This is a genomic window from Streptomyces glomeratus, assembly GCF_021462825.1.
Classification (GTDB): Bacteria; Actinomycetota; Actinomycetes; order Streptomycetales; family Streptomycetaceae; genus Streptomyces; species Streptomyces glomeratus.
The window spans coordinates 388,933-399,450 of the sequence record NZ_JAKEEB010000002.1 but is presented as its reverse complement, the minus strand read 5'-3'; the positions used below and the strand labels follow the sequence as shown (position 1 = coordinate 399,450).

General features: G+C 70.3%; 12 protein-coding genes. 5 read left to right on the top strand and 7 right to left on the bottom strand.

Annotation, left to right across the window (positions count from 1 at the left end; genetic code table 11):
- Nucleotides 1-555, bottom strand: a 555-nt coding sequence (locus LZ604_RS03850; protein WP_234512644.1) for a DUF4097 family beta strand repeat-containing protein, incomplete at its 3' end; no start/stop codon positions are given.
- Between the two features lie 242 nt (nt 556-797).
- Here LZ604_RS03850 and LZ604_RS03845 point away from each other — a divergent pair.
- Nucleotides 798-1,550 carry a helix-turn-helix domain-containing protein gene (locus LZ604_RS03845; RefSeq protein ID WP_234512643.1) on the top strand — a complete coding sequence of 251 codons (753 nt, stop codon included), beginning with the start codon at nt 798-800 and terminating at the stop codon, nt 1,548-1,550.
- 405 nt (nt 1,551-1,955) lie between these two features.
- Entirely contained in the window at nt 1,956-2,876 is a 921-nt protein-coding gene (locus LZ604_RS03840) for a PP2C family protein-serine/threonine phosphatase (protein WP_308283559.1), read from the top strand.
- Here the strand turns inward: LZ604_RS03840 and LZ604_RS03835 are convergent.
- A complete protein-coding gene (locus LZ604_RS03835) occupies nt 2,856-3,221 on the bottom strand; it encodes an MmcQ/YjbR family DNA-binding protein (RefSeq protein ID WP_234512602.1) in 366 nt (121 codons plus the stop codon). The two genes, LZ604_RS03840 and LZ604_RS03835, sit on opposite strands and share 21 nt — an antisense overlap.
- Nucleotides 3,222-3,537: 316 nt before the next feature.
- Here LZ604_RS03835 and LZ604_RS03830 point away from each other — a divergent pair, with 316 nt between their 5' ends.
- The 3 genes from LZ604_RS03830 (at nt 3,538) to LZ604_RS03820 (ending at nt 6,574) form a co-directional block, all read left to right on the top strand.
- Complete coding sequence (locus LZ604_RS03830; protein WP_234512642.1) at nt 3,538-5,016, top strand: DUF2252 domain-containing protein; 1,479 nt, start codon at nt 3,538-3,540, stop codon at nt 5,014-5,016.
- Nucleotides 5,017-5,149: 133 nt separating this feature from the next.
- Nucleotides 5,150-6,157, top strand: coding sequence for a J domain-containing protein (locus LZ604_RS03825; protein WP_234512601.1), 1,008 nt, complete (start codon nt 5,150-5,152; stop codon nt 6,155-6,157).
- An 87-nt stretch (nt 6,158-6,244) separates the two neighbouring features.
- Nucleotides 6,245-6,574: a rhodanese-like domain-containing protein gene (locus tag LZ604_RS03820; protein WP_234512640.1), complete on the top strand. Its 330-nt coding sequence runs from the start codon at nt 6,245-6,247 to the stop codon at nt 6,572-6,574.
- A gap of 42 nt (nt 6,575-6,616) precedes the next feature.
- Here LZ604_RS03820 and LZ604_RS03815 read toward each other — a convergent pair whose 3' ends face one another.
- The 5 genes from LZ604_RS03815 to paaB form a co-directional block, all read right to left on the bottom strand.
- A complete protein-coding gene (locus tag LZ604_RS03815; RefSeq protein ID WP_234512600.1) occupies nt 6,617-7,756 on the bottom strand; it encodes an acyl-CoA dehydrogenase family protein in 1,140 nt (379 codons plus the stop codon).
- Between the two features lie 127 nt (nt 7,757-7,883).
- The gene (locus LZ604_RS03810) at nt 7,884-8,948 is read right to left on the bottom strand and encodes a 2Fe-2S iron-sulfur cluster-binding protein (RefSeq protein ID WP_234512599.1); all 1,065 of its coding nucleotides are present in this window, start codon (nt 8,946-8,948) and stop codon (nt 7,884-7,886) included.
- Entirely contained in the window at nt 8,948-9,520 is a 573-nt protein-coding gene (gene paaD, locus LZ604_RS03805; protein ID WP_234512598.1) for a 1,2-phenylacetyl-CoA epoxidase subunit PaaD, read from the bottom strand. Before paaD ends, LZ604_RS03810 begins: the two co-directional genes overlap by 1 nt.
- Nucleotides 9,514-10,233 (bottom strand): 1,2-phenylacetyl-CoA epoxidase subunit PaaC, encoded by a 720-nt coding sequence (gene paaC / locus LZ604_RS03800; protein WP_234512597.1) that lies wholly within the window; start codon nt 10,231-10,233, stop codon nt 9,514-9,516. The genes paaD and paaC overlap by 7 nt, the downstream gene beginning before the upstream one ends.
- Complete coding sequence (gene paaB / locus LZ604_RS03795; protein ID WP_055493897.1) at nt 10,230-10,517, bottom strand: 1,2-phenylacetyl-CoA epoxidase subunit PaaB; 288 nt, start codon at nt 10,515-10,517, stop codon at nt 10,230-10,232. The genes paaC and paaB overlap by 4 nt, the downstream gene beginning before the upstream one ends.
- Nucleotide 10,518: the final 1 nt, after the last annotated feature.

The following is a 10,518-nucleotide window of genomic DNA, read 5'->3' as shown; positions in this document are numbered from 1 at the left end:
GGCGTCCAGGGAGGCGGAGACTCCGCGGGCGGCGCCGACCGAGATCCCGCCGTGTTCGGTGCGCAGTGTGACCGTGCCGCGCACGGCCTCGGCGATGTGGAGGTCGCCCTTCTGGGTGCTGATCCGCGCGGGGCCGTGCAGGCGGCCGACCGAGACGTCTCCGGCGAGGAGGGTGAGGCGGGCGCTTTCGGCCTCGTCGAGCTCGACCGAGCCCTGTGAGCCCTCGAAGGCGACGTCGCCGAGCCGTCCGACGCCCCGGAACCCGGCACTGGCCGCCTTCGCCTCGATGCGGGAGCCGACCGGCAGCTGGATGGTCACCTCGATGCATCCGGAAGCGCCGAGGATCCGGTTCCCGGCCGGGGTCTGGATCCGCAGGACGCCGTCGCCGTAGTGGACCGTGGTCTGCTCCGCCGCCTGCATGTCGCGGGTCTTGGAGGCGTCCGCGGGCAGGACCTCGACCGTGGTGTCGGCCCGGTCGGCGGCGATGCACCGGATGCGTCCCGCGGGGATGTCGAGAACGGCGGAGATCGGGGCGGGGGTGTCGAACTTCTGCATCGTGCTCTGCTGCTTCTGCATCGTGCGCTCCTTCGACTCGCTCTTTCTGGCACCGGAAACGCTACGTTGCATTCAGTTTGGCAGCAACAAGTTCATTGCAGACAGTCGATATCAATGCAGGTAGAGGGTGCAATATCGTTGCAATGAATATGCGATCAAAGCAACGGAAGCCCTCTGTTCGTTGCAATAAGTCCGGAGTGAACGCTATGCTGGACGCACCAAGGAGCACGAAGGAGATCGTGATGCCGGGAGGCAGGCTCACCCAGCAGGAACGCCAGCAGATCGCGCTGGGTCTGGCCGACGGCCTCGCCTACGCCGAGATCGCCCGACGCCTCGACCGTCCCACCTCGACGGTCACCCGTGAGGTGATGCGCAACGGCGGCCCCACCGCCTACCGCGCCGACCTCGCCCACCGCGCCACCGAACGCCGCGCCCACCGGCGCAGGCCGGCCACGCCCCGAGGGCCGCAGGAGCTCCCGCAGGCCCACGGACGCGACGCCGAGGCCGTACGCGAGTACGAGGAGACGTTCACCACCCTCCTCATGCAGCAGGGGCTGCCCAAGATGATGTCCCGGGTGCTGACCTGCCTCTACACCACCGACGCGGGCAGCCTCACCGCGTCCCAACTCGCCCAGCGCCTCCAGGTCAGCCCGGCGTCCATCTCCAAAGCGGTCAGATTCCTCGAAGGCCTGGACCTCATCCGCCGGGAACGCGGCGAACGCAGCCGCGAGCGCTATGTCGTCGACGACGAGCTCTGGTACCAGGCAATGATCGCCGGTGCCCGATCCAACGCCCAGCTCGCCGAGACCGCACGGCAGGGCGTCAGCATCCTCGGCCCCGACACCCCGGCCGCCATCCGCCTCGAGAACATCGCCCGCTTCGTCGACTTCGTCTCCGAGGGCATCACCCGCGCCGCGGAGCAGGCCCGCGAGATCCTCTACACGAAAGCCGAGACGACCTCGGACGGCACCGCCGAGCCAAGTTCGGATCGCTGATACACGGCCGTCCTGACGGCCACAGCCGGTGGCGGTTCCGCCTCTGTCTCCGGCAGCGAACCTCTGAAACGGAGCGCGGCCCCGCAGGTGCGGCGACGGTCCGGAGCAAGGTGTTGAGTGGAACGCTCGACCTCGGTGAGTCAAGCTGTAGCCATGCGGTCGCTCTTCCGCTCACCTGGCCCATCAGGAGCGGGCGGTCATGACCGGGTTCTCTTCAGGCTCGGACAGTGCGTGCCGTTCATGATCGTGCTGTTCGCGTTGGGGATCGAGTTCTCGCCCGCACACGCAGTGGTAACCGGTCCCATTCTCGCCGCCACACCCGCCTTGGCTTCGTTGACGATGGGCCCGAGAGGCATTCTCACGGCAGCGGCCGGAGCCTGCGCCGTCACCGTGTACTCGTTGACGGTGCACCACACGTGGGGCGCCCAGGGCTACAGCAACCTTCTGTCCCTGCTCATGGTGTCCGTGGCCAGCATGACCGTGGGCAATGCCATGCGGACGCGCAGACAGACGGAGCTCGACCAGGTTCGCCGGGTCGCCGAGGCCGCCCAGCGAGTCCTCGTGCGAGGTGTTCCGGCACGGCTGGGCCCGGCACGGCTGGCCAGCATCTACCTCGCGGCAGAGACAGGAGCGCAGATCGGCGGAGATCTCTACGAAGCCACGCAGACCCGGTACGGAGTGCGGGTGATCATGGGTGACGTCCGGGGCAAGGGACTGTCCGCCGTGCGCTTGGCCGCAGCCGTGCTCGGAGCGTTCCGGGAGGCCGCGCACTATGAGGAGGATCTGCTCGAGGTGGTGAACCACTGCGCGGCCGCGCTGGAACGGGAGCGCGCCGCGCCGACGGCTCTCAGCAGGAGCGACGAGGAAGATCCGGCCGAGGATTTCGTCACCGCGGTTGTCGCCCAGGTGACCGACGCCTTCGAGGTCCAGGTGGTGAACCGCGGCCACCCGCCCCCGCTGGTGGTACGCCACGGCAAGGTCGGGGCCCTGGTGCCCACCATGGATCTGCCGCCCCTCGGCCTGGACGAATTCATGGCCGTTTCTCCTGCCGAGGTCGAGAACCATCCGTTTGCGCCCGGTGACCGTTTGCTGCTGTACACCGACGGGGTGGTCGAAGCCCGCAGCCCGGACGGCGCGTTCTTCTCCCTGCACGAGGCCGTCGAAGCGGTGCATCCGTGCAGTCCGACGGAGTTCCTGGAATGTCTGCACCTGGAACTGATCCGCCATAACGGCGGCCACCTGGCGGACGACGCGGCGATGCTCCTGGTCGAGCGGCTGGACGAGGAAGCCGGCCAGACAGCCGCTTCAGGGGCGGTCCAGGCGTAGACGCGCGGTTCGTGGCAGGCCCGCCACGACGAGGTCGTACGAGTCCTCGACGAGCTCTTGGACCAGGAGGTCCGGCAGTTCCCCGTCCACTGTCACGGTGTTCCAGTGACGCTTGTTCATGTGCCACCCCGGGACGATCAGCCCCGGGTGCTCACCGCGCAGGCGCAACGCGTCCTCCGGGTCGCACTTCAGGTTCACGGTGAGCGGGCGGGCTTCCAGGCTCGTCAGGGCGAAGGCCTTGCCCTCCACCTTGAAGACGGAGAGCTCCCGGAACGAGGAGAAGGGAAACTCCTCCACAGCCGCATTGAAGGAAAGACAGAAGGAACGCAACTGTTCAGGGGTCACTCCGGACTCTCCTCATCGTCGATCCTCGGCGCCCTCGATCCTCGGGGGCAGAGCCTGTCGGCTCCTCCGGGACCGAGCACGAGCGGGAGGGCGAGGGCCTGGCCGAACGCCACGTGCTCATTGCATCACCTTCGGCCCAAAGGCCGCCCGGAGGCTCCCTGCTCGAGGCTGACGGTCCCCACCGCCCCCGAACGCTGCCGGATCGCCTCCGCCGTGCGGCCGCCAGGTGCGCTGTGACCAGGTTGTCCACACCCGTTGAGTTGTCCACAGGGTCTGACGCTCCCACTCCCACCCGCTGTACGGTCATCCGCAGTTGATGTTCGTACGGCTGCAAGGACAGCGGACACGGGGGGAGGCGGTCGGCGTGACCGAGACCGGCACGGAGACCGAGGCGGCGTTGCCGCTGCAGACGAGCAGGATTTCCGCAGTGCGGGGCTTCGCGCGATGGCCCGCCCCCGAATCACCCAAGGACGAAGGCAAGGCACTGCGCTCCCGCGTACGGCGCAGGGCGCACGCCGAACTCGTGGTGGACGCCGACCGCCCCGACGCGGTCACCGCCGTCGAGGAGTCCAACCACGGCCGCCTCACCGAACTGACCCCCATACGCGTCGGCAGGATGGCCGCCACTCCCTTCGCGTTCCTGCGCGGATCGGCAGGCCTCATGGCCTACGACCTCGCCCGCACCCCGACCACGGGCATCCGCACCCAGATCTGCGGCGACGCCCACGCGGCCAACTTCGGGCTCTACGGAGACGCCCGCGGCGGCCTCGTCATCGACCTGAACGACTTCGACGAGACGGTCCACGGCCCCTGGGAGTGGGACCTCAAACGCCTCGCCGCATCACTGGTCCTCGCCGGCCGCGAGGCCGGAGCCGACGAGGACACCTGCCGCCAAGCCGCGCAGGACGCGGCCGGCGCCTACCGCCGCACCATGCGCCTGCTGGCCAGACTCCCGGTCCTGGACGCGTGGAATGCGATCGCCGACGAGGAACTGGTCTCCCACACGGACGCCCACGACCTGCTCGGCACCCTGGAGAGGGTCTCCGAGAAGGCCCGGGCCAACACCAGCGGACGGTTCGCGGCGAAGTCGACGGAGACGGCCGACGGCGGCGGCCGCCGTTTCGTGGACGCGCCACCGGTGCTGCGCCGCATACCGGACGCCGAGGCGGCGGCGGTCGCCGCATCCCTGGAGCACTACCTGACGACCCTGTCCGAGGACCGCCTCCCGCTGCTCGGCCGGTACGCGGTGCACGATGTCGCGTTCCGCGTGGTGGGCACGGGCAGCGTCGGCACGCGCTCCTATGTGGTGCTGCTCCTCGACCACCGCGGCGAACCCCTGGTCCTCCAGGTCAAGGAGGCGCGCCCCTCCGCCCTGCTCCCCCATCTGGCGACGGCCGGCCACCCGGTGCCGGAGGCGGAGCACGAAGGCCGCCGGGTCGTCCTCGGCCAGAAGCGCATGCAAGTGGTCAGCGACATCCTGCTGGGCTGGACATCGGTCGACGGACGTCCCTACCAGGTGCGGCAGTTCCGTAACCGCAAGGGCAGCGTCGACCCCGCAGCGCTCGCCGCCGACCAGATAGACGACTACGCCCGTATGACCGGAGCGCTGCTGGCCCGCGCGCACAGTCACAGCGCCGACCCGCGCCTGATCTCGGGCTACTGCGGCAAGAACGAGGAACTCGACGAGGCGATCGCCGCATTCGCCGTGGCCTATGCGGACCGCACGGAGGCGGACCACGCGGAGTTGGTCGCTGCGGTGCGGAGTGGGCGTATTGCGGGGGAGATGGGGGTCTGAGGGAGTTCTGGGGGGCGGGGAGGGTGGGGGGAGGGGGAGGGGAGCCCCCCGGGCGCTACGTTGACCTGCTCGAGGGCCCAGGGACCTCGCCGGACCCCGCAGCAGCCCTCCCCGCGTGTCATACGCTGGTCCGGTGACGACCCCCGAAGCCGAGCAGAGCGAGTCCGTGTCCGCTGCCGACGAGCCGCTCGCCGAGCGCGCCGGTTCCGGCGGAACCCCGGCGACCGATGGGGATGGCGCCGGTTCCGGTGAGGCCCCGGTGACCGGCGAGGACTCCGCCGGTTCCGGTGAGGCCCCGGTGATCGGCCAGGACTCTGCCGGTTCTGCTCGGGCCCCGGGAACCGGTGAGGACGGTGGCGGGTCCGGGCCGCGGCCCGAGGAGCGGCTGGAGCGGGCCGTGAGGGCCGCCGAGCAGGCGTTGATCGAGTACGAGATCGCTCTGGAGACCTTCCGCGTCGAGGTGGAGAACTTCTCGCGGCTGCACCACCAGAAGCTGGGACCGATGTACACGCGCCTCGACGAACTGGAGGCGGAGATCGCCGAGGCACGGGCCGCCAGTAGCGGGGATCCCGAGGACATACGCCGCGCTCACGAGGCCCGCGCCCGGGTGATGCCGATGCCCGGCGTCGAGGAGCTGTTCCACGGCTGGATGGACTCGGACGGGCTGTTCCCGGAGGCGCAGGCGATGCTCACGGACCAGCCGGTGCGGCCCCCGCAGCGGGTGCGCCCCAGTGAGGAGGCCCGCAAGCTGTACCGCGACCTGGCCCGCAAGGCGCACCCCGATCTGGCCCAGGACGACGCCGAGCGCAAGCGGCGTGACGAGTTCATCGCCCGGGTCAACGCGGCGTACGCGCGTGGTGACGAGGCTCAGCTCCGGGAGCTCTCCGAGGAGTGGGCTGCCGGCCCCGTCCCCGAGGAGCGCAGGCCCAGCCGGAGCGAGGAGCTGTATGCCCGCCTGGAGTGGCTTGCCCAGCGTAAGGATCTGCTCACGCTCGTGGCCAGTGAACTGGAGGAGAGCGCGATCGGCTCGATGCTGCGGCTCGCTCCCGACGACCCCGACGCTCTGCTGAACGAGATCGCCGAGCAGCTGCTGGCGCAGGTCGCGGAGAAGGAAGCCGAGCTGGAGGCGCTGCGAGGCTGACCCGCCGGGTACGGCTCCGGCGGTCGGGGCCGAGGCCGGTCCGTGCTTTTGTCGGGTAGCGTCGGGGGTATGCATTTCGGAGCTGGTGTGCCCACGGTCGAGGTCGCGGACCTCAAGGACGGCGACTTCCTGCTGGACGTCCGTGAGGACGACGAGTGGCAGGCGGGTCACGCCGAGGGGGCGCTGCATATCCCCCTCAGCGAGTTCGTCGCCCGGTATGGCGAGTTCACCCAGGCGGTGCCGCAGGACGGCCGGGTGCATGTGATCTGCCGCTCGGGTGGCCGTTCGGCGCAGGTCGCGATGTACCTGGCGCAGCAGGGTGTCGACGCGGTGAACGTGGACGGTGGCATGCAGGTCTGGGCCGCCGAGGGGCGCCCGGTCGTGGATGACAAGGGTGGGCCGGGCTTCGTGCTCTAGTTCCTGGGGCGGACTGGGGCCGGGAGCGGGCTTGTGTGCGGGTCATGCGAGGGGGTGCGCCGCCATCAGGTTGCCCAGGGCGTCCTCGTGTGCCGCCGCGGGGCCGAGTGAGAGTTCCAGGTGCTTGGCCCAGGCGTGGTATCGGTGCAGGGTGTAGTCGGTGTCGGCGCCGAACCCTCCGTGCAGGTGTTGCGCGGTCTGCACGACTCGCCGTACGCCCTCTGATGCCCAGATCTTCGCGGTTGCCACGTCGCCGGCGGCGGGCAGGGCGCCCGGGGCGCCGGAGCTGATGCGCCATGCCGCCTGCCAGAGCGTGGCCTCCATGGCGCGCAGGTCGATGTACCGGTCGGCTGCCTGTACGGCGACCGCCTGGAATGTGGCGAGGGGGTGGCCGAACTGTTCTCGCCTGCCGGTGTACTCGGCGGTCATCTCCAGCACCTTTTCGCCGAGTCCGAGGGCGAGTGCGCAGGTCCCGGTGGTGAGGAGCAGCCGGAGTTCTTCCCAGGCACCGTCGGCGTGGAGCAGGTGTCGCTCGGGGATTTCTGCCGAGTCCAGGCGTAGTTCCGCGAGCCGTTCGCCGGTCGTGGAGATCTGTTCGGTGAGTACGACGCCGTTGTGATGCCGCGGTACGAGGGCGAGGACGGTGCGGCCCGAGTCGTGGGTGTGGGCGGGTACGAGGATGATGTCGGCGGTGTGCGCCCAGGGCACCGCGGTCTGGGTGCCGTCCAGCACCCAGGTGCCGTTCGGTTCGTGGCGTGCGATCACCGCGAGTTCGGCCGGGTCGTGGCCGGTCCGGCCGTGGGCGGCGACGGTCAGGACGAGTTCCCCGCGGCCCGTCCGTGCGAGCAGTTCCTCCTTAGCCTCGGTGCTGCCGTGGGCTTGGAGGGCGATGGCCGCGGCCGTGTTCTCGAGCAGGGGTGTGCGTGCCAGTGCCTTCGCGGACTCCCGTAGCACCAGGCAGAGGGCGATGGGGTCGAGGCCGGCGCCGCCGTACTCGGGGCCGAGCAGCAGGCTGAGCAGATCCGTGTCCGCGAGCCGTGTCCACAGTGTTCGGTCGAAGTCGTCGGCGACGGCGCCGGGGGCCAGCGCGGGACTGGGTACTTTGTCCGGCGCGGTCCCGGCGAACAGGGCTTTCGCTGCCTCGAGCGCCGCCTGCTGCTCTTCGCTGAAGGTGAAGTCCACGGCCTGTCCTCCCGGCGGCTCCGCTGATCTGACGGAGCGTCAAGATAGAACAGGTTCTATAAGAAGGGAACGGTCCGGGGCACGTCGGGCGGCGTGGGGCCGGTGACCTGCCGGCGGGGGCCGCCGCTCACCGGTCGAAGTCCAGCTCCACCTTCTCCGTGACCGGGTGGGACTGGCACGCCAGCACATATCCCGCGTCCGTCTCTTCCCGTTCCAGTGCGAAGTTGCGGTCCATGCGCACCTCGCCCGAGACCAGGAAGGCCCGGCAGGTCCCGCAGACTCCTCCCTTGCAGGCGTAGGGGGCGTCGGGCCGGTTGCGCAGGACCGTCTCCAGCAGCGATTCGCCGTCGCGGACCGGCCAGGTCCCGCCGCGCCCGTCGAGCCGCGCGGTCACCGTGCTGTGCGCGGGAGCGGGTGCGGACGGCGTGACGGTGGCGCCCGCGTCCACGTGGAAGATCTCCTCATGGATGCGGGTGCGCGGCACCCCGAGCTCGCGCAGCGCCCGCTCCGCCGACTGCACCAGTCCGAACGGTCCGCACAGGAACCAGCCCGCGACCTCGTCCACCGGAAGCAGCGCCGGCAGCAGCCCGGACAGCCGCTCCCCGTCGAGCCGGCCGGTCGGCAGTCCCGCCTGCTGTTCCTCCCGGGAGAGCACCGTGACCAGCTGGAACCGCTCGGGGTAGCGGTCCTTCAGGTCGGCGACCTCCTCCAGGAACATCGTCGAGGCGGACGTCCGGTCGCTGCGCAGGAGGCAGAACCGGGCGCGAGGCTCGCGTTCCAGCAGTGTGGTCACGATGGACAGGACGGGGGTGATTCCGCTGCCGCCGACGATCGCCGCGTACAGCCCGGGCGCGGGCTCCAGCGTGAACCGTCCCGCCGGTGTCATCACCTCCAGTTCGTCGCCGACGGCGATCTCCTTGAGCGCGTAGGCGGAGAAGGCGCCTCCGTCCACGAACCGGACTGCTACGCGCAGTGTGTGCGGGCCCTCGCCGCCCGGTGCCGGTGCGGGGGAGCAGATCGAGTACGTGCGCCGTACCTCCGTGCCGTCGACGGTGCGGCGCAGGGCGAGGTGCTGGCCGGGTGAGTGCCGGTACTCCTCGCGCAGTGCGGGTGGTACTGCGAAGGTCAGGGCCACGGAGTCGTCGGTGAGCCGGTCGACGGCGGTCACGGGGAGCGGGTGGAACCGGGCCATCACAGCTCCTTGAAGTGGTCGAAGGGCTCACGGCAGACGAGACAGCGGCGCAGTGCCTTGCACGCGGTGGACGAGAAGCGGCTGAGCAGCTCGGTCTCGGCGGATCCGCAGAACGGGCAGCGCACGGGCTCTTCGGGTTCGGGGGAGCCGGTGACCGGGGGTGCGGTGCCGGTGTCTCGGGAGCCTGCGGCCGTGCGTGTGGGGCCGAGGTCCAGTGACACGGGTCCGGATGCCGGCCGTACGCGGGGCGGTGCGATCCCGAACTCCCTGAGCTTGCGGCGGCCTTCGTCGGAGATGTCGTCCGTCGACCAGGCGGGGCTCAGCACGGTGCGCACCACGACCTGGGTCACGCCGTGTTCGTGGAGCACGCGCTTTATGTCCATGGCCATCGCTTCGATGGCCGGGCATCCCGTGTAGGTGGGGGTGAGTTCGACCTCGACCGCGTCCGGGCCGTGCAGATGGACGGCCCGCAGGACGCCCAGTTCCTGCAGGGTGAGCACGGGCAGCTCGGGGTCGGGGACCGAGCCGGCGAGCCGGCGCAGTTCCTCTTCGAGGGCCGTGGCCGTCACCATGACGCCCCCGGGTGGCTGCGGTGCAGATGCTGCATTTCGGCGAGCATCCGCCCGAAGGACTCCGTGTGCAGGCCCTGTCGGCCGGCGCCGGCGGTCCACGCCCCGGCCTGCGGTCCTTCGGGTATGTCCAGGGTGGCGCGGCGCAGGATGTCACCCACCGATTCCAGCCAGGCCGTCTTGATGCCCGTCCAGTCGATGTCCAGGCCCTCGACCGGCTGGAACATCTCTCCCGTGAACCGCCACAGCGTCCGGCACGCGCGCTGCATCCGCTCGTGGCTGACGTCCGTGCCGTCGCCGAGCCGCAGTGTCCACTGTTCGGCGTGGTCCTGGTGGTAGGCGACCTCCTTGACCGCCTTGGCGGCGAGGCCCGCGAACTCGCCGTCCGCGGCGGCCAGGTGCGTGTACAGAAGCCGTTGGTAGGTGGAGAAGTAGAGCTGGCGGGCGATGGTGTGTGCGAAGTCGCCGTTGGGCTGTTCCACCAGTTGCAGATTGCGGAAGGCGCGCTCTTCGCGGAGGTAGGCCAGTTCGTCCTCGTCGCCGACCATGGACAGCAGCACCCGGGCCTGGCCGAGCAGGTCCAGGGCGATGTTGGCGAGCGCCACCTCCTCTTCGAGCACGGGCGCGTGCCCCGCCCACTCCCCCAGGCGGTGTGAGAGCACCAGGGCGTCGTCGCCGAGGGCCAGGGCGGCCGTGGTGTGCAGGGTGGCGGTCACAGGTGCTTCACCCCTTCCGGGATGTCGTAGAACGTGGGGTGCCGGTAGGGCTTGTCGGCGGCGGGTTCGAAGAAGGGGTCCTTCTCGTCCGGTGAGGACGCGGTGATGGCGGCGGACGGCACGACCCAGATCGAGACGCCCTCGCCGCGCCGGGTGTACAGGTCACGTGCGTTGCGCAGGGCCAGCTCGGCGTCGGGGGCGTGGAGGCTGCCGGCGTGGGTGTGCGAGAGCCCTCGGCGCGAGCGCACGAAGACCTCCCACAGCGGCCACTCTTGGGTCGTCATG